This is a genomic window from Acidovorax sp. SUPP3334, from assembly GCF_030159055.1.
Classification (GTDB): Bacteria; Pseudomonadota; Gammaproteobacteria; order Burkholderiales; family Burkholderiaceae_C; genus Paracidovorax.
On the sequence record NZ_BQXQ01000011.1, the window covers coordinates 46,425 to 63,660 of the forward strand.

A 17,236-nucleotide genomic window follows, 5' to 3' on the forward strand; every position below is an offset into this window, starting at 1 on the left:
TCCTTACTTCTTCTGGACTTTCTTGTCCGCGGGGTGACCCTTGAAGGTGCGCGTCAGGGCGAATTCGCCCAGCTTGTGGCCCACCATCTGGTCGGTGACATACACCGGTACGTGTTGCTTGCCGTTGTGTACGGCGATGGTCAGACCGATGAAATCGGGCAGAACCATGGAGCGACGCGACCAGGTCTTGACTGGTTTCTTGTCCTTGGTAGCAACGGCCTTTTCGACCTTTGCCATCAAGTGGTGGTCAACAAACGGACCCTTTTTGAGAGAGCGAGTCATTTGTTATCCCTTACTTCTTGCGACGCGACACAATCATCACTTGTGTGCGCTTGTTGTTGCGGGTGCGATAACCCTTGGTCAGGTTGCCCCAAGGATCGACGGCATGGCGGCCTTCGCCGGTACGGCCTTCGCCACCACCGTGCGGGTGATCCACCGGGTTCATGGCAACGCCACGAACCGTTGGGCGAATACCCATCCAGCGCTTCACACCGGCCTTGCCGAGTTGACGCAGGCTGTGCTCTTCATTGGCGACTTCACCAATGGTTGCGCGGCATTCGATGTGGATCTTGCGGACTTCGCCAGAGCGCATACGCACTTGAGCGTACGTGCCTTCGCGAGCCAGCAGCGTTGCGGAAGCACCAGCCGAACGAGCGATCTGCGCACCAGCACCGGGCTTGAGCTCGATGCAGTGAATGGTCGAACCCACGGGAATGTTGCGAATCGGCAGCGTATTGCCTGCACGGATAGGCGCCTCGGAACCGCTCAAGAGCGTGCTGCCGACTTCCAGGCCACGGGGAGCGATGATGTAACGACGCTCGCCGTCGGCATAGCACACCAAAGCGATGTGGGCCGTACGGTTCGGATCGTATTCAATGCGCTCGACCTTCGCAGGGATACCGTCCTTGTTGCGGACGAAATCCACCACGCGGTAGTGGTGCTTGTGACCCCCGCCTTTATGGCGGGTGGTGATGTGACCGTTGTTGTTACGACCGGCCTTCTGGAACTGAGGCTCCAGCAGCGGTGCGTAAGCTTCACCCTTGTACAGGTGGTCACGGGTAACCTTCACCACGGCACGTTGGCCGGGCGAAGTAGGTTTCATTTTGATGACGGCCATGATTACGCGGCCTCCCCGGACAGGTTCAGCTCTTGACCTGGTTGCAGCGTGACATAAGCCTTGCGAACGTTGTCGCGGCGGCCCATAGTCTTGCCAAAACGCTTGGCCTTGCCTTTGGTGTTCACCACAGAAACGCCCTTGACCTCGACCTTGAACATCAATTCCACAGCGGCTTTGATTTCTGGCTTGGTTGCGTTCTGCAGCACCTTGAACGTCACTGCATTGGACTTCTCGGCAACCATGGTGGCCTTTTCGGACACGATGGGAGCGACCAGCACTTGCATCAGACGACCTTCGTCAAACTTGAGCGTGCTCATGCGAACATCTCCTTGAGTTTGTCGATCGCGCCCTTGGTGACGAGCACTTTCTTGTAGTGCACCAGCGACACGGGGTCTGCATAACGGGGTTCAACGATGAACACGTTCTTCAGATTGCGCGAGGCAAGGTACAGGTTTTCGTCGACTTCATCGGCAATCACCATCACCGATTGCAGGTTCATCGCCTTGAACTTGTCGGCGAGCACCTTGGTCTTGGGGCTTTCCAGCGTCAGCGAATCCACCACAGCCAGACGACCTTCGCGGGCCAGCTGCGAAAAGATAGCAGCCATGCCGGCGCGGTACATCTTCTTGTTGATCTTCTGCGTGAAGTTTTCCTCAGGCAGATTCGGGAAGATGCGGCCACCACCACGCCACAGCGGCGAGGAGGTCATACCAGCGCGAGCGCGGCCGGTGCCTTTTTGCTTGAATGGCTTCTTGGTGGAGTGCTTGACCTGCTCGCGGTCTTTTTGAGCACGGGTGCCCTGACGAGCATTGGCTTGGTAAGCCACCACGATCTGATGAACCAGATCTTCGTTGTATTCGCGACCGAACACGGTTTCGGGCGCATCGAACTTCGATGCAGCCTGGCCTTGGTCATTCAGGAGTTCGAGCTGCATTAGTTCGCTCCCTTGGAAGCTTTGGCCTTGACTGCAGGACGCACCGTCACGAACCCACCCTTGGAGCCCGGAATGGCGCCCTTGATCAAGAGCAGTTGACGCGCTTCGTCGATGCGGATGACATCGAGGTTTTGCGTGGTCTTGGTGACGTCGCCCAGATGGCCGGTCATGCGCTTACCGGGAAACACGCGACCGGGGTCTTGTGCCATACCGATGGAGCCAGGCACATTGTGCGAACGGCTGTTACCGTGCGATGCGCGCTGCGAAGCCATGTTGTGGCGCTTGATCGTGCCAGCGTAGCCCTTGCCGATCGACGTGCCTTGCACGTCCACCTTCTGGCCCACGGTGAACAGCGTCACTGGAACAGTGGAACCGGCGGCATATTGAGCGGCAACTTCAGCGGTCACGCGGAACTCGCAGATCACTTCGCCGGCTTCTACGCCAGCCTTTGCCAGATGGCCCGCTTCGGGCTTGGTCACACGCGACGCCTTGCGCGAACCGAACGTGACTTGCAGGGCCACGTAGCCATCGTTCTCTTGGGTTTTAACCTGGGTCACACGGTTGTTGGACACATCCACCACCGTAACGGGCACTGCGTCCCCGTCATCGGTGAACAGACGCATCATGCCCACCTTGCGGCCCAGCAACCCTTGGGAGTTGCTTTGACTCATTGATTTTCTCCAAAACTTTCACCGCCTCGACTTCAATTGGCCAAAGCGTTTGCACAACGTTTGCACCGCCGTGCGCGAAAGAAGGTTGATAAAACTTCGCCGCTCTTACGCAAGCGCAAAAAAGGCGAAGCCGCAAAGTATAACGCGGACTGCTTTTTCAAGCAAGTCCGCGTTATGTCTTGGCCCGCAGCAATCACTGCGGGCCTTCAGCCACAGAATTTATTGCAGCTTGATTTCGACGTCCACGCCAGCGGGGAGATCGAGCTTCATCAGAGCATCCACCGTCTTGTCCGTGGGGTCCACGATATCCATCAGGCGTTGGTGCGTGCGGATTTCAAGCTGGTCGCGGCTGGTCTTGTTAACGTGCGGCGAACGCAGGATGTCAAAACGCTTCATGCGCGTCGGCAGTGGCACGGGGCCCTTGACGATGGCGCCCGTGCGCTTGGCGGTGTCAACGATCTCGGCAGCGGACTGGTCGATCAGCTTGTAATCGAACGCCTTCAGGCGGATACGGATTTTTTGCTTGGACATGGCAAGTTCTTCCTTTATGCCTGAGGCTTAAGCGATGATCTTTGCCACGACGCCGGCGCCGACGGTACGACCGCCTTCACGGATGGCGAAGCGCAGGCCTTCTTCCATGGCGATGGGGTTGATCAGCTTGACGGTGATCGACACGTTGTCGCCTGGCATGACCATTTCCTTGTCGGCCGGCAGCTCGATGGCACCGGTCACGTCGGTCGTGCGGAAGTAGAACTGAGGACGGTAGTTGTTGAAGAAAGGCGTGTGGCGGCCACCTTCGTCCTTGGACAGCACATACACCTCGGCGGTGAAGTGCGTGTGCGGCTTGATGGAGCCGGGCTTGCACAGCACTTGGCCGCGCTCGACGTCTTCACGCTTGGTGCCGCGCAGCAGCAGGCCGACGTTGTCGCCAGCTTGGCCTTGGTCCAGCAGCTTGCGGAACATTTCCACGCCGGTGCAGGTGGTCTTTTGCGTGTCGCGGATACCGACGATTTCGATTTCTTCGCCGACCTTGATGATGCCGCGCTCGATACGACCGGTCACCACGGTACCGCGGCCGGAGATGGAGAACACGTCTTCCACAGGCATCAGGAATGCGCCGTCCACAGCGCGCTCTGGCGTTGGGATGTAGGTGTCCAGGGCATCAGCCAGCTTCATGATGGCTTCTTCGCCCAGCTTGCCCTTGTCGCCTTCCAGGGCGAGTTTCGCGGAGCCGCGCACGATGGGGGTGTCGTCGCCTGGGAAGTCGTACTTGTCCAGGAGTTCGCGCACTTCCATTTCGACGAGTTCCAGCAGCTCTTCGTCGTCCACCATGTCGCACTTGTTCAGGAACACGATGATGTAAGGCACGCCCACCTGGCGGGCCAGCAGGATGTGCTCGCGCGTCTGGGGCATCGGGCCGTCAGCGGCCGAGCACACCAGGATGGCACCGTCCATCTGGGCGGCACCGGTGATCATGTTCTTCACATAGTCAGCGTGGCCGGGGCAGTCCACGTGGGCGTAATGGCGGGCAGCCGTTTCGTATTCCACGTGAGCGGTGTTGATGGTGATGCCGCGGGCCTTTTCTTCAGGAGCCGCGTCGATTTCGTCGTACTTCTTGGCTTCGCCGCCGAACTTGGCGGACAGCACCGTGGCGATGGCTGCCGTCAGCGTCGTCTTGCCATGGTCCACGTGACCGATCGTGCCCACGTTTACGTGGGGCTTGGTACGTTCGAACTTACCTTTTGCCATTTTGAATCTCCAAAGAGCAATGCCTGTGTCAGGGTTTAACGTCTGCATTCGGTTGCTGATTCATCCCGCACAGGACAACAGGACGGCACCGGATCGCAGATTGCAAGAAACTTGCTACTATTTTTATAGCTATTGACGCTTATCACATAAGCACCAACAGCTTATTTCACTCAAATCAACCAGAAGGACTCGCGAACGAGTCACTCTTTGTTCAATTACTTGGTGCGCGCAGCCATGATGGCTTCCGACACGTTGCGAGGGGCTTCGCTGTAGTGCTTGAATTCCATCGTGTAGGTTGCACGGCCTTGCGTTGCAGAGCGCAGCGAGGTCGAGTAGCCGAACATTTCGGACAGTGGCACTTCTGCCTTGATGGCCTTGCCGCCACCCACCATGTCGTCCATGCCCTGCACCATGCCGCGGCGTGACGACAAGTCGCCCATCACCGTACCGGCGTAGTCTTCCGGGGTTTCCACTTCCACGGCCATCATGGGTTCGAGGATCACGGGGTTGGCCTTGCGGCAACCTTCCTTGAAACCGAAGATGGCGGCCATCTTGAACGCCAGTTCGTTAGAGTCCACATCGTGGTACGAACCGAAGTGCAGCGTGACCTTGACGTCCACCACCGGGTATCCCGCCAGCACACCTTGCGTCACGGCTTCGTTGATGCCCTTTTCCACCGCTGGGATGTACTCGCGAGGCACCACGCCGCCCTTGATCGCATCCACGAATTCGATGCCCTTGCCGGCTTCGTTCGGTTCGATCTTGAGGACGACGTGGCCGTACTGGCCCTTGCCACCGGACTGGCGAACGAATTTGCCTTCGGCCTCTTCCACCGTCTTGCGGATGGTTTCGCGGTAAGCCACTTGCGGCTTGCCCACGTTGGCTTCCACACCGAATTCGCGCTTCATGCGGTCCACGATGATTTCGAGGTGGAGTTCGCCCATGCCGCCAATGATGGTCTGGCCGGATTCTTCGTCGGTGCTCACGCGGAAGGAAGGATCTTCTGCAGCCAGACGGCCCAGTGCGATACCCATCTTTTCCTGGTCAGCCTTCGACTTTGGCTCCACAGCCTGGCGAATCACGGGCTCAGGGAACACCATGCGCTCCAGCGTCACGATGGCGGAGGGGTCGCACAGCGTTTCGCCGGTCGTCACGTCCTTCAGGCCCACGCAAGCGGCGATGTCGCCGGCACGGATTTCATCGACTTCTTCGCGGTTGTTGGCGTGCATCTGCACGATACGGCCGATGCGCTCTTTCTTGCCGCGCACGGGGTTGTACACCGTGTCGCCCTTGGAGAGAACGCCGGAGTACACACGCACGAACGTCAACTGGCCCACGAACGGGTCGGTCATCAGCTTGAAGGCCAGGGCAGAGAACTTTTCGGAGTCGTCCGCCTTGCGGCTCGTTGGCTGCTCGTCATCGTCAGTGCCGCCGACAGGGGGAATATCCACTGGCGAAGGCATGAGTTCGATCACGGCATCCAGCATGCGCTGAACACCCTTGTTCTTGAAGGCCGTGCCGCACAACATGGGCTGGATTTCGCAGGCGATGGCGCGCGTACGCAGGCCGTGGGTGATTTCCTCTTCGGACAGATCACCTTCTTCCAGGTACTTGTTCATCAGCTCTTCGGAAGCCTCGGCAGCTGCCTCGACCATCTTCTCGCGCCATTCCTTGGCTGTTTCCAGCAGGTCGGCGGGGATTTCCTCGAAGGTGAACTTCATGCCTTGCGAGGCTTCGTCCCAGATGATGGCCTTCATCTTGCGCAGATCGACCACGCCCGTGAAGTTTTCTTCGGCACCGATCGGGATCACGATCGGCACAGGGTTGGCCTTCAGGCGCAACTTCATCTGCTCGACGACCTTGAAGAAGTTGGCGCCGGTACGGTCCATCTTGTTCACGAACGCGAGACGGGGCACCTTGTACTTGTTCGCCTGGCGCCACACGGTTTCCGACTGGGGCTGCACGCCGCCCACAGCGCAGTACACCATGCAGGCACCGTCCAGCACGCGCATGGAACGCTCCACCTCAATGGTGAAGTCCACGTGGCCGGGGGTGTCGATGATGTTGATGCGGTGCTCTGCGAACGAACGGTCCATGCCGCTCCAAAAGCAGGTGGTGGCAGCCGACGTGATCGTGATGCCACGCTCTTGCTCTTGCTCCATCCAGTCCATGGTGGCTGCGCCGTCATGCACTTCACCGATCTTGTGATTCACACCGGTGTAGAAAAGAATCCGCTCGGTCGTCGTGGTCTTGCCAGCGTCGATGTGGGCCGAGATACCGATATTGCGGTAGCGCTCGATGGGGGTCTTGCGAGCCATGGTAAATCCTTGGTTGAACGTTGTGTTCGTTTGATGGGCCACCCGCTGTTGCGACGCAGCACCACAATTTGCCGGCGACCTGAATCAAGATAAGGCCGCAGGCAGAAAATGCCAGCGGCCTTACGTTCACACCGGAAAAAGCCTGAAGGCTTAGAAGCGGAAGTGGCTGAATGCCTTGTTGGCTTCGGCCATGCGGTGCACTTCGTCACGGCGCTTCATCGCGCCGCCACGGCCTTCGGTGGCTTCCAGAAGTTCGTTGGCCAAGCGTTGCGCCATCGACTTTTCGCCACGCTTGCGAGCGGCTTCCTTGATCCAGCGCATCGACAGCGCCAGACGGCGCACAGGGCGCACTTCCACAGGAACCTGGTAGTTCGCACCACCCACGCGGCGGGACTTCACTTCGACCATGGGCTTCACGTTGTTGATGGCAACGGTGAAGGCTTCCAGAGGGTCCTTGTCAGGATGCTTCTTTTCGATCAGTTCCAGAGCGCCGTAAATGATGCGCTCTGCCACTGCCTTTTTGCCGCCTTCCATGATCACGTTCATGAATTTGGACAGCTCTACATTGCCGAACTTTGGATCCGGCAGGATTTCACGTTTGGGGACTTCGCGACGACGTGGCATTTTTCACCTCTATCTTTGCTTCAGTTGGCATCTTTTCAGACACCGCGAGAGCCAATGAAGGACTCCCACTTACTCGACCCGCGCAGACAACCTGCGTTTGGGGCCACTACGCTGCATCACCGCGCCACGCGGGAACAGCACCGAAAATTCTTGTGCAACAGCGCAGGACTTACTTGGCCTTAGGCTTCTTGGCACCGTACTTGGAGCGCGCTTGCTTGCGGTCTTTAACGCCTTGCAAGTCGAGCGAACCGCGCACGATGTGGTAACGCACACCGGGCAAGTCCTTAACACGACCACCGCGAACCAGCACGACGCTGTGTTCTTGCAGGTTGTGGCCTTCGCCGCCGATGTAGGAAATGACTTCGAAACCGTTGGTCAGGCGAACCTTGGCGACCTTCCGCAGAGCGGAGTTAGGCTTCTTTGGCGTCGTGGTGTACACACGGGTGCACACGCCGCGGCGCTGGGGAGAGTTTTCCATCGCGGGGCTATTGGACTTGATCTTTTCGACCTCGCGCCCCTGACGGACCAGTTGATTGATGGTTGGCATGAATACGTCCCTAAACGTGAAATGCTTCGTGAAAAACGAAAACGTGAATCCCTTCGGAAATTCCGAAAAGCCTTCTAATGTAGCAGGTTGGCATGAACGGGGCAATCGCCGGGCCGTTCACCGGCCTGCCTCGCGTCACTTGATCCAAAGGCGCATGGCGTCCCACGCGCGACCAAAAATGCCCGCCTGCTCTACCGCTTCCAGCGCTACCAGCGGCACTTCGGCGATCGGCTGGTCGCCCAGCGACACCTTCAGCGTGCCGATCGACTGGCCCTTGGTGAAGGGGGCGACGAGCGGATCGGTGCGAACGATCTGGGTCGTGACCTTGCCGGCGCTGCCGGCTGGCACGGTGACCACGATGGCGTCCGGACGGCCGATCTTGATGGTGTTCTGCTTGCCTTTCCAGACCGCCGGCGTAGCGGCGGGCTGGCCGGCATCGAACAGCTTGACGGCGTCGAAAGCGGTGTAGCCCCAGTTCAGGAGCTTCTGGCTTTCGTTCGCGCGGGCGTTCTCGCTGGACGCACCCAAGACGATGGACAGCAAGCGGCGCTGGCCGACATTCGGGAAATCGCGTTTGGACGTGGCCACCAGGCAGTAGCCAGCAGCAGACGTGTGGCCGGTCTTGAGACCGTCCACCGTGGGATCGCGAAACAGCAGCGAATTGCGGTTCGTGCCGTTGGACGGTGGCGTGCCCGGGTAGGCGTAGTGCTTGGTCGCGTAGTAATGCATGTACTCCGGGAAGTCCTGCATCAGCCGGGTGGCCAGCACGCCCAGGTCGCGCGCGGTGGTGGTGTGCCCCGGCTCGGTCAATCCTTCGGGGTTCTTGTACGCGGTGTTCTTCATGCCCAGGGCCTTGGCCTGGTCGTTCATGAGCTTGACGAAGTTCTCGGCGGTGCCGCCCACGCCTTCGGCGAGCGCCATGGTGGCGTCGTTGCCGGACTGCACGATCATCCCTTTGATGAGGTCTTCCACCGGCACCTGCATCTTGGGATCGATGAACATGCGGGAGCCGGGCATCTTCCAGGCCAGCACGCTCACGGGCAGCTTCTGCTCCAGGGTGATCTTCTTGGCGCGCAGTGCGTCGAAGACCAGGTAGCCGGTCATGAGCTTGGTGAGGGAGGCCTGCTCCACCGGTGCGTCGATGTCCTTGGAGGCCAGCACCTGACCGGCCGTCACGTCGAGGAGCAGGTAATTGCGTGCGGCGATTTCCGGCGGCTGGGGGGCCTGCCCTTGCGCCCACAGGACGGCAGGAGCCAGCACGGCGGCAAGAACGAAAGAACGCAGCGTGGGCAGGAAGATCTTCATGGAAACAGGCATTCGGACAAGGAAACGGTGGAACGGGACGGCGTTTGCGACTGCGGCCGATCGCGCGCGGTGCGGTGCGGTGCGGTGCGGTGCGGTGCGGTGCGGTGCGGTGCGGTGCGGTAGAGGGAGCGATTGGGCGGCGGTCAGTTCCCCGCCAGCAGATGGCGGGACACCAAGTTTTTCAGGAGCGGCAATTGTCCGTGAAAGAAATGCCCGCCACCCGGTACGACTGTGACGGGGAGTATCTGCGGGCGCGCCCAGTCCATGACGGCCGCAAGCGGCACCGTGTCGTCCTGTTCGCCATGCACGATGAGCGTGCGGTCATGGGCGGGCTCCGGCACGGGCGCTACCGTGAAACGGCTGGCCGCGGTGCCGACGAGCACGACGCGCTCGATGTCGCGCTCACCCCAGAGCCGCGCGAGGGCATGGCTGGTGACGAAGGCACCGAACGAGAATCCGGCCAGGGCCAGCGGTCCGTCGGGTGCCGTCTGGCGCACCACCTCCAGAAAGTCCTCCAGCTCGCCCTGCCCCGCGTCGTGGGTGCCGGCGCTGGCGCCGACGCCGCGAAAATTGAAGCGCACCGCGGTCCATCCGCTTTGCACGAAGGCGCGCGCGAGGGTCTGCACCACCTTGTTGTCCATGGTGCCGCCGAAAAGGGGATGCGGATGGGCGATCACGGCCATGCCGCGCGACGAGGCGCCGTCGGGCACCTGGGCCGCATCGCGCGCCGCTTCGATGGCGCCGGCTGCACCGGCAAGGGTCAGGCGTTCAGTCTGGGCATTCACGTGGATTGCTATTCAATTGATAGCTGTCAGCGCATATAACACTAGGGCAGACAGCCAAAAAGGCTTAAAAAAAGAACCTGGAGCGATCAGCGGCCGAGTTCCGGCGGAGTCAGCAGCCGCTCGACGACCTGGCCGTTCTTGAGGTGCGACTCCACGATTTCGTCGATGTCGCTGCCGTCCACGAAGGTGTACCAGGTGCCCTCGGGATAGACCACGGCGACGGGGCCGCCCGCGCAGCGGTCCAGGCAACCGGCCTTGTTCACCCGGACCTTGCCGGGGCCGGAAAGGCCCGCGGCCTTGACCTGGGACTTGCACCGGTCGAACGCAGCCTGCGCACCATGGTGGGCGCAGCTGTCTTCCCCGTTGGTACGGTCGTTCAGGCAAAAGAAGATGTGTCGGGCGTAGTAGCCAGGCTGCGCGGCTGGCGGCGTGGGGGTGTCGGTCATGCGGGCATTTTAGGAGCCGTTGCGCGGCGGCGTGTCGCTGTACGCCGCCTCGCGGTCGCGCCGGGCCACGCGCTGTACGACGTAAACCAGCGTCACATAGGGCCAGAGCCAGCCCAGCCACTGGCCCAATCCATAAAAGCGGATGAAGCGGCCCTGCTCCCAGGCCTGCAGGGTGTCGGCGAAATAGGCGCTCGTGGGCGCCTGGTTGAGGATATTGAGCTGCAGCATCAGCAACAGCAGCAACACCGCCGCGCTGGCACGGCGCGGCAAGCCCACCAGCATCAGCGCAACGGCCATGCCGGCCCACACGCCCACGCGGGCCGGGGTGCCGAGCCACTCCCACGCATGGGCGGGGCCGTAGCTGAGCGCGGAGGACAGCGCGGTCACCGAGACGCCCGCCACGACGGTGGCGAGCGAGAACGCCACGCGGCGGCCGATGTGGCGGATCACGCAGTAGCCCAGCAGGCAGGGCACCAGCAGGCCCAGCATCACGGCGAGCAGTTCGGCGCTGGGCGATAGGGCCTCCAAGGGCGTTTCGCGCATTGGCAACCAATCGAGGAAAGGCGTGTCGGCCAGCAAGTCTTCCAGGGCGATTTCGAGCCGCTCCCACATCTGGCCCAGCCCGAAGGGCACTGCCGCCGGGAACAGCAGCGCCACCGGCCAGAGCGCCAGCAGCGCCAGCGCTCCGCTGGCGTCGGGCACGAACCAGCGCGCCCGCAGCCGGCTCCATCGGGCCAGCGCGCCCAGGCGTTCGAGCAGCGTGGCCAGCAGCGCTCCGGTCAACGTGCCCAGCGCATTGAGCACCAGATCCATGTTGGAGGGCACGCGCCGGGGCAGGTAGATCTGCAGGAACTCCATCAGCATCGACAGCAGCCCGCCGGCCAGCGCCGCGAGCGGCACCGCGCCCCGTGGCCAGCCTGTGCGCAGCATGGCCAGCGCCAGCAGGAAGCCGAACGGCGCGTAGCCCACGATGTTGATGTTGACGTCGAACCAGGTCCAGTACGGCGGCGGAATGCGCGCCGTCAGGAACACCCAGGGCGAGATGCCCTGCTCGCGCCAGCCGTCGAAAGGAAACAGGCTGGCAAAGACCACCAGGGCCGCGTAGATCAGCGCCAGGGGCCAGGCGGATGTCTTGTGCACGTCGATGGGGCGCGCGGCCAGCGCTCGATGAATGATTAAAAGGGTTTGACGACGACCAGCACCACCGCTGCCACGAGCAACAGTACCGGCACTTCGTTGAACCAGCGGAACCACCGGTGGCTGCGCCGGCTTTGCCCGTTGGCGAGCTTGCGCAGCAATATGCCGCAGGCGTGGTGATAGCCCACCGCGAGCACCACCACCATGAGCTTGGCATGCATCCAGCCGTTGCCCGGCCCGCGGCCGATGCCATAGCCCAGATAGAGCCAGAGCCCGAGCGCGATGGCCGGCACGGCAAGGACGGTGGTGAAGCGCAGCAGCTTCCTTGCCATGGTCAGCAGCCGGTCTCGCTCGGCGGCCGAGCCCGGAGCCACCATGGCCAGATTGACGAAGATCCGAGGCAGGTAGAACAGTCCGGCGAACCAGCTGGCCACGAAGACGATGTGAAAGGCTTTGACCCAGAGCATGGCCGCAGTGTACGTGCCGGGCGGCCCTCGAAAAGGCACCTGGTGCGGAAAGAACACACACCCGCCAGGGCCCGCGCGGCGGCATGACTTTTTGTCCCAGGGCATGGCGCGCGCATTTCCCGGGACAGGCCGCGCGGCAATGTGGCGCACAATTTCGCGATGCATCTGCCCAGCCCCACCCCTTTCCCCCAGAACCGGCCGCGCCGCCTGCGCCGCGATGCCTTCACCCGCAACCTCGTGCGCGAGCATGCCGTCACGCCGCACGACTTTATCTATCCCGTGTTCGTGCACGAAGGCCAGGGCCGCAGCGAGGCGATCGCCTCCATGCCGGGCGTCGAGCGCCTGAGCCTCGATCTGCTGCTGCCCGTGGCCGAAGACTGCGTGAAACTGGGCATCCCGGTGCTGGCGCTGTTCCCGGCGATCGACCCGGCCCTCAAGGCACCCGACGGCAAGGAAGCGCTGAACCCCGAAGGTTTGATCCCCCGCGTGGTGCGCGCACTGAAGAAGGAATTCCCTGCGCTGGGCGTGATGACCGACGTGGCGCTGGACCCCTACACGAGCCACGGCCAGGACGGCGTGCTCGATGCCACCGGCTACATCATCAACGACGAAACGGTGGAGATCCTCACCGGCCAGGCGCTCACGCATGCCGAGGCGGGCGTGGACATCGTGGCACCCAGCGACATGATGGACGGGCGCATCGGCGCGATCCGCGAGGCGCTGGAGGTGCAAGGCCACATCCACACCCGCATCATGGCCTACAGCGCCAAGTACGCCAGCGCCTTCTACGGCCCGTTCCGCGATGCGGTGGGCACGCGCGGTGCCCTGGGCAAGGCCGACAAGAACGCCTACCAGATGGACCCGGGCAACACCGACGAGGCGCTGCGCGAGGTGGCGATGGACATCGCCGAGGGCGCCGACATGGTGATGGTCAAGCCCGGCATGCCGTACCTGGACGTGGTGCGCCGCGTGAAGGACCAGTTCCGCGTGCCCACGTTCGCCTACCAGGTGAGCGGTGAATACGCGATGCTCAAGGCGGCGGCCGCCAACGGCTGGCTGGACCACGACGCGGTGATGATGGAAAGCCTGCTGGCCTTCAAGCGCGCCGGGGCCGATGGCGTGCTGACGTATTTCGCCCGCGAGGCAGCCCGGCTGCTGCGAAAGTAACCCGTGCCGCCCTTGGCGCCCGCCTGCCCTGCGGTGCGGGCGCCGACCTTCTCCGCCCTGCCCCAGCCTCCATGCGCATCTTTCACATCCACCAGGGCAACGCCACCGAGCTGGCCGCCCTGCCCTCCCAGCCCCCGGCCGCGGGCTTTTACTGGATTTCGTGCACGCGGGCGGCCTTTGGCGAGCAGTTGGGCCTGGTGCAGGCCGCGCTGCAGGCGACCACCGGATTGCAACTGGTGGACCTGCATGTGTCCGACCTTCTGAACGCGCAGTTGCCATCGCACTACGACTACACCTCGCAGTACGACCTGCTGGTGTTTCGCCGGCTCGCGGCCACCGGCCACGGGGCGGCACCATCCAGTTCGCCGCCAGCGCCCACACACACCGCCGCTCCCTCCGCTCCCGCAGCGCCGCCGGAGCGCATGAGCGGCCCACCCGTCCTGCGCCGCATCGACACCAGCCCCGTGGGGTTCGCCGTGTTCGATCAGGTGCTGCTGTCGGTGCACCCGTCCGATTGCGCGGTGCGCGATGCCTATGCGTCGCGGCTGCTGGCTGCAGCGCGGGGCGATGCGCGGGGCGATGCCCAACGGGACCCGCGACCGGGCTCCTCGTCCTTGGGGCGCCTGCCCACCTCGCCCGCCGATCTGATGATGCGCGTGGTCAACCTCATCGTGGACGGCTACCTGGACCTGCGCCGTGAGCTGAGCCGCCAGCTCGACCACTGGCAGGCCGAGTTGCTCAAGCCCCGGGCGCGCTTCGCCAACTGGAGCGCGCTGCTGGAGGCGCGGCTTGCACTGCACCAGCTCGACGAGATCTGCGAGGACCAGAACACCGCCGTGCAGGACTGGATCGACGCGGTGGAAACCTGGCCCGAGCCGGAAACCCCGGTGCTGCAGCGGGAACTGGACCTGCTCAAGGTCCGCAGCCGCGACGTGCTGGAGCACATCGAGCGCGTGGTGCACCACGTGCGCCGATTGGAGCAGAGCACCGAAACCGCAGTGCAGATGCATTTCAGCGTGCAGAGCAATCGCACCAACGACATCATGCGCACGCTGACGGCGCTGACCGCCGTCTTTTTGCCGCTGAACCTCATCGCGGGCATCTTCGGCATGAACTTCGAATTCATTCCCCTGGTGCACAAGCAGGACGGCTTTTGGTGGGCGATGGGATCGATGACCGTCATCGCCGTCGGGCTGATCGCACTCTTTTGGCGCAAGCGCTACCTGGCCCGCACCGGCCAGCATTGACGCCCTGCGGGGCGCCGATAGAATCGCGCCCCCCGCTCCAACCCGCGCCGCCCGGCTTGCCGGCGTTTCTCCCATGGCCCACATCCTCGTCGATCAGCTCGTCAAGACGTACCGCATCGCCGAGCGCGCGCCGGGGCTGGGAGGCGCGCTGCGCGGCCTGCTGCACCGGCGCACGCGCACGGTGGCAGCCCTGTCGGGCGTGTCGTTCACGCTGGAGCGCGGCGAATTGCTGGGTTTCATCGGACCGAACGGCGCGGGCAAATCGACCACCATCAAGATTCTCTCCGGCATCCTGCGGCCCGACGGCGGGCGCGTGGAGATCGATGGCCGCCACCCCAGCGACGACCGCGAGCGCCACGTCGCGCGCATCGGCGTGGTGTTCGGCCAGCGCACCCAGCTGTGGTGGGATCTGCCGGTGGGAGAGGGGTTCGATCTGCTGCGCGACATCTACCGCGTGGACGAGCGGCGCTACCGACGCGCTCGCGACGAACTGGTGTCGCTGCTGTCGCTGCAAGGCGTGCTGGCCCAGCCCGTGCGCCAGCTCTCGCTGGGCCAGCGCATGCGCGCCGAGATCGCAGCGGCGCTGCTGCATGAACCGGACATCCTGTTTCTCGACGAACCGACCATCGGCCTGGATGCGCCGTCCAAGCTCGCGGTGCGGGACTTCGTGCGCCGCGCCAACCGCGAGCGCGGCACCACCGTGCTGCTCACCACCCACGACATGCACGACATCGAGGCGCTGGCCGGGCGCGTGATCGTGATCGGCCATGGCCGCGTGCTGGCCGACAGCCCCGTCGAAGCCCTGCGCGCCCAGGTGATGGCCGAGCGGCGCCTGGTGGTGGACTTCGTTCTCGACGCGCCCCTGCTGGCGCCGCAGCCTGGCGTTTCCGTCCATGCCCGCGAAGGCCGCACCCTGGTGCTGGGGTTCGATCCGGCGGTCACCACGGCGCCGGCACTCATCGCGCAACTGGTGGCCGCGCACGGCGTGCAGGACCTTCGGCTGGAAGGCCTGGCCATCGAAGAAGTCATCGCGCGCTTCTATGCCCTGCACGGGGCGGCCGAGGCATGAGGCCCCCGCTCGCCCTGCGCCCCTATAGCGCGGCCTTCGTCTCGCGCTTTCTGCAGATGCTGCAGTACCGCACGGCGGCGCTGGCGGGCTTCGGCACGCAGTGCTGGTGGGGCGGCATCAAGGTGATGGTGCTGGCCGCGTTCTACGGCGGTGCCGGCGCCTCGGGGGCGCCCATGCCGCTGCAGCAGGCCATCACCTATACGTGGCTGGCGCAGGGGCTGCTGGCGCTTTTGCCGTGGTCGGGCGACCCCGAGGTGGCCCAGGCCGTGCGCACCGGCGCCGTCGCGTACGACCGCCTTCGGCCGGTGGATGCCTACGGGCTGTGGTTCGCGCGCAGCGCGGGCTGGATCGCGGCGCGGGTGTTGCCGCGGCTGGCACTGATGGCGGCCTTCGCCGCGCTGCTGCTGCCCCTGCTGGGCTGGCGCGAATGGGCCTGGCAACCCCCGGCAGACTCGGCCGCAGCGCTGGCAGCCGCCGTTTCGGCGGCACTCGCGCTGCTGCTGTCCACCGCGCTCGTGATGCTGCTGAACGTGGCCACGACCGCGGCGCTGAACGAGCGCGGCATCAATGCGCTCGCCGTGCCGGCCGTGGTGGTGCTGTCGGGCAACCTTTTGCCGCTCACGCTGCTGCCCGATGCCTGGCAGTGGGCACTCGTCGCTCAGCCCCTGGCGGGGCTGCTGGACATTCCGACGCGCCTGTACTTCGGGCGATGGGCCGGCGCGCAGGCCGCGGCGGGTTTGGCCCTGCAGGTTTTCTGGATCGCCGTGCTGGTGGCGCTGGGCCGCCTGGCGATGCAGCGCACCTTGCGCCACCTCGAAATCCAGGGCGGCTGAGATGGGATCGTTCGCACTCTTCGTCCGGCTGGCTGGCGCATCGCTGCACGCGCAGGCGCGCTACCCGGCGTCGGCCTTGTTGATGACCGTGGGGCAGTTTCTCGCCACCGGCATCGAAGTGATCGCGGTGTGGGCGCTGTTTCACCGCTTCGGCAGCGTGCAGGGCTGGAGCCTGGGCGAAGTGGCGCTGTTCTACGGCCTGGTGAACTGCATGTTCGCCGTGGCAGACGCGCTGGGACGCGGTTTCGACGTGCTGGGCACCGAGTTCTTGCGCACCGGCGCGTTCGACCGGCTCCTGCTGCGCCCCCGGCCGCTGGCGCTGCAGCTCATGGGGCACGACCTGCGCCTGAGCCGGCTGGGCCGGCTGCTGCAGGGCCTGGCCGTGCTGGCGTTCGCGACCGCGCAGGCACCGATCGATTGGACCTCGGCCACCGTGGCGCTGGCCGCCTGGGCCGTGGCGGGCGGGGTGGCGTTGTTCCTGGGCATTCTGGTGCTGCAGGGCACGCTGGCGTTCTGGACCGTCGAGAGCCTGGAGATCGCCAACGTACTCACTTACGGCGGGGTGCAGGCCGCGCAATACCCGCTGGCACTGTACGCGCGGTGGTTTCGCCGCCTGCTGACGTTCGCCGTGCCGCTGGCCTGCGTGGCGTATTACCCGGGCCTGGCGATCCTCTCCCACCCCGACCCGCTGGGCGCGCCCGGCTGGCTGGGCTGGGTGTCGCCGCTGGCGGGCTTCGCCTTTCTGGGCGCCGCCTTCGGGGCCTGGCGGCTGGGCCTGCGCCGCTACGCATCGACCGGCAGTTGAGCCGAACCGCAAACA

At 63.9% G+C, this 17,236-nt stretch carries 20 protein-coding genes; 5 read left to right on the forward strand and 15 right to left on the reverse strand.

Annotation, left to right across the window (positions count from 1 at the left end; translation table 11 throughout):
• Positions 1–3: 3 nt before the first annotated feature.
• The 15 genes from rpsS to AVHM3334_RS08260 form a co-directional block, all read right to left on the reverse strand.
• Entirely contained in the window at positions 4–282 is a 279-nt protein-coding gene (gene rpsS, locus AVHM3334_RS08190) for a 30S ribosomal protein S19 (RefSeq protein ID WP_092745110.1), read from the reverse strand.
• A gap of 10 nt (positions 283–292) precedes the next feature.
• Entirely contained in the window at positions 293–1,117 is an 825-nt protein-coding gene (gene rplB / locus AVHM3334_RS08195) for a 50S ribosomal protein L2 (RefSeq protein ID WP_092745109.1), read from the reverse strand.
• A gap of 2 nt (positions 1,118–1,119) precedes the next feature.
• Entirely contained in the window at positions 1,120–1,434 is a 315-nt protein-coding gene (rplW, locus tag AVHM3334_RS08200; protein ID WP_092745108.1) for a 50S ribosomal protein L23, read from the reverse strand.
• A complete protein-coding gene (rplD, locus tag AVHM3334_RS08205; protein WP_092745107.1) occupies positions 1,431–2,051 on the reverse strand; it encodes a 50S ribosomal protein L4 in 621 nt (206 codons plus the stop codon). Before rplD ends, rplW begins: the two co-directional genes overlap by 4 nt.
• Positions 2,051–2,722 carry a 50S ribosomal protein L3 gene (gene rplC, locus AVHM3334_RS08210; protein WP_092745106.1) on the reverse strand — a complete coding sequence of 224 codons (672 nt, stop codon included), beginning with the start codon at positions 2,720–2,722 and terminating at the stop codon, positions 2,051–2,053. Before rplC ends, rplD begins: the two co-directional genes overlap by 1 nt.
• A gap of 219 nt (positions 2,723–2,941) precedes the next feature.
• On the reverse strand, positions 2,942–3,253 hold the full coding sequence (gene rpsJ / locus AVHM3334_RS08215) for a 30S ribosomal protein S10 (protein ID WP_005796953.1): 312 nt from the start codon (positions 3,251–3,253) through the stop codon (positions 2,942–2,944).
• A 27-nt stretch (positions 3,254–3,280) separates the two neighbouring features.
• Complete coding sequence (tuf, locus tag AVHM3334_RS08220) at positions 3,281–4,471, reverse strand: elongation factor Tu (RefSeq protein ID WP_092745834.1); 1,191 nt, start codon at positions 4,469–4,471, stop codon at positions 3,281–3,283.
• A gap of 215 nt (positions 4,472–4,686) precedes the next feature.
• The gene (fusA, locus tag AVHM3334_RS08225) at positions 4,687–6,789 is read right to left on the reverse strand and encodes an elongation factor G (protein ID WP_284411253.1); all 2,103 of its coding nucleotides are present in this window, start codon (positions 6,787–6,789) and stop codon (positions 4,687–4,689) included.
• A gap of 150 nt (positions 6,790–6,939) precedes the next feature.
• Entirely contained in the window at positions 6,940–7,413 is a 474-nt protein-coding gene (gene rpsG, locus AVHM3334_RS08230) for a 30S ribosomal protein S7 (RefSeq protein ID WP_056668881.1), read from the reverse strand.
• 169 nt (positions 7,414–7,582) lie between these two features.
• Entirely contained in the window at positions 7,583–7,960 is a 378-nt protein-coding gene (rpsL, locus tag AVHM3334_RS08235) for a 30S ribosomal protein S12 (protein WP_284411255.1), read from the reverse strand.
• A 135-nt stretch (positions 7,961–8,095) separates the two neighbouring features.
• Positions 8,096–9,265 (reverse strand): D-alanyl-D-alanine carboxypeptidase family protein, encoded by a 1,170-nt coding sequence (locus AVHM3334_RS08240; protein WP_502869880.1) that lies wholly within the window; start codon positions 9,263–9,265, stop codon positions 8,096–8,098.
• Positions 9,266–9,408: 143 nt separating this feature from the next.
• Positions 9,409–10,050, reverse strand: coding sequence for an alpha/beta hydrolase (locus tag AVHM3334_RS08245; RefSeq protein WP_284411259.1), 642 nt, complete (start codon positions 10,048–10,050; stop codon positions 9,409–9,411).
• An 86-nt stretch (positions 10,051–10,136) separates the two neighbouring features.
• Positions 10,137–10,496 (reverse strand): (2Fe-2S) ferredoxin domain-containing protein, encoded by a 360-nt coding sequence (locus tag AVHM3334_RS08250; RefSeq protein ID WP_284406699.1) that lies wholly within the window; start codon positions 10,494–10,496, stop codon positions 10,137–10,139.
• Positions 10,497–10,505: 9 nt separating this feature from the next.
• The gene (locus AVHM3334_RS08255; protein ID WP_284411261.1) at positions 10,506–11,636 is read right to left on the reverse strand and encodes a VanZ family protein; all 1,131 of its coding nucleotides are present in this window, start codon (positions 11,634–11,636) and stop codon (positions 10,506–10,508) included.
• A 35-nt stretch (positions 11,637–11,671) separates the two neighbouring features.
• Positions 11,672–12,100 carry a CopD family protein gene (locus AVHM3334_RS08260; RefSeq protein WP_284411263.1) on the reverse strand — a complete coding sequence of 143 codons (429 nt, stop codon included), beginning with the start codon at positions 12,098–12,100 and terminating at the stop codon, positions 11,672–11,674.
• A 159-nt stretch (positions 12,101–12,259) separates the two neighbouring features.
• Here AVHM3334_RS08260 and hemB point away from each other — a divergent pair, with 159 nt between their 5' ends.
• The 5 genes from hemB (at position 12,260) to AVHM3334_RS08285 (ending at position 17,221) form a co-directional block, all read left to right on the forward strand.
• Entirely contained in the window at positions 12,260–13,267 is a 1,008-nt protein-coding gene (hemB, locus tag AVHM3334_RS08265; protein WP_284411265.1) for a porphobilinogen synthase, read from the forward strand.
• Between the two features lie 71 nt (positions 13,268–13,338).
• Positions 13,339–14,514, forward strand: coding sequence for a magnesium transporter CorA family protein (locus tag AVHM3334_RS08270; RefSeq protein ID WP_284411267.1), 1,176 nt, complete (start codon positions 13,339–13,341; stop codon positions 14,512–14,514).
• Between the two features lie 73 nt (positions 14,515–14,587).
• A complete protein-coding gene (locus AVHM3334_RS08275) occupies positions 14,588–15,583 on the forward strand; it encodes an ABC transporter ATP-binding protein (protein ID WP_284411268.1) in 996 nt (331 codons plus the stop codon).
• Positions 15,580–16,416 (forward strand): ABC transporter permease, encoded by an 837-nt coding sequence (locus AVHM3334_RS08280; protein ID WP_284411270.1) that lies wholly within the window; start codon positions 15,580–15,582, stop codon positions 16,414–16,416. Before AVHM3334_RS08275 ends, AVHM3334_RS08280 begins: the two co-directional genes overlap by 4 nt.
• A gap of 1 nt (position 16,417) precedes the next feature.
• Positions 16,418–17,221 (forward strand): ABC transporter permease, encoded by an 804-nt coding sequence (locus AVHM3334_RS08285; RefSeq protein ID WP_284411272.1) that lies wholly within the window; start codon positions 16,418–16,420, stop codon positions 17,219–17,221.
• Positions 17,222–17,236: the final 15 nt, after the last annotated feature.

Bases quoted from the DNA above. Each gene is read 5' to 3' on its own strand.
- rpsS (WP_092745110.1), bottom strand. From the start codon at position 282: ATGACTCGCTCTCTCAAAAAGGGTCCGTTTGTTGACCACCACTTGATG.
- rplB (WP_092745109.1), bottom strand. From the start codon at position 1,117: ATGGCCGTCATCAAAATGAAACCTACTTCGCCCGGCCAACGTGCCGTG.
- rplW (WP_092745108.1), bottom strand. From the start codon at position 1,434: ATGAGCACGCTCAAGTTTGACGAAGGTCGTCTGATGCAAGTGCTGGTC.
- rplD (WP_092745107.1), bottom strand. From the start codon at position 2,051: ATGCAGCTCGAACTCCTGAATGACCAAGGCCAGGCTGCATCGAAGTTC.
- rplC (WP_092745106.1), bottom strand. From the start codon at position 2,722: ATGAGTCAAAGCAACTCCCAAGGGTTGCTGGGCCGCAAGGTGGGCATG.
- rpsJ (WP_005796953.1), bottom strand. From the start codon at position 3,253: ATGTCCAAGCAAAAAATCCGTATCCGCCTGAAGGCGTTCGATTACAAG.
- tuf (WP_092745834.1), bottom strand. From the start codon at position 4,471: ATGGCAAAAGGTAAGTTCGAACGTACCAAGCCCCACGTAAACGTGGGC.
- fusA (WP_284411253.1), bottom strand. From the start codon at position 6,789: ATGGCTCGCAAGACCCCCATCGAGCGCTACCGCAATATCGGTATCTCG.
- rpsG (WP_056668881.1), bottom strand. From the start codon at position 7,413: ATGCCACGTCGTCGCGAAGTCCCCAAACGTGAAATCCTGCCGGATCCA.
- rpsL (WP_284411255.1), bottom strand. From the start codon at position 7,960: ATGCCAACCATCAATCAACTGGTCCGTCAGGGGCGCGAGGTCGAAAAG.
- AVHM3334_RS08240 (WP_502869880.1), bottom strand. From the start codon at position 9,265: ATGAAGATCTTCCTGCCCACGCTGCGTTCTTTCGTTCTTGCCGCCGTG.
- AVHM3334_RS08250 (WP_284406699.1), bottom strand. From the start codon at position 10,496: ATGACCGACACCCCCACGCCGCCAGCCGCGCAGCCTGGCTACTACGCC.
- AVHM3334_RS08260 (WP_284411263.1), bottom strand. From the start codon at position 12,100: ATGCTCTGGGTCAAAGCCTTTCACATCGTCTTCGTGGCCAGCTGGTTC.
- hemB (WP_284411265.1), top strand. From the start codon at position 12,260: ATGCATCTGCCCAGCCCCACCCCTTTCCCCCAGAACCGGCCGCGCCGC.
- AVHM3334_RS08270 (WP_284411267.1), top strand. From the start codon at position 13,339: ATGCGCATCTTTCACATCCACCAGGGCAACGCCACCGAGCTGGCCGCC.
- AVHM3334_RS08275 (WP_284411268.1), top strand. From the start codon at position 14,588: ATGGCCCACATCCTCGTCGATCAGCTCGTCAAGACGTACCGCATCGCC.
- AVHM3334_RS08280 (WP_284411270.1), top strand. From the start codon at position 15,580: ATGAGGCCCCCGCTCGCCCTGCGCCCCTATAGCGCGGCCTTCGTCTCG.
- AVHM3334_RS08285 (WP_284411272.1), top strand. From the start codon at position 16,418: ATGGGATCGTTCGCACTCTTCGTCCGGCTGGCTGGCGCATCGCTGCAC.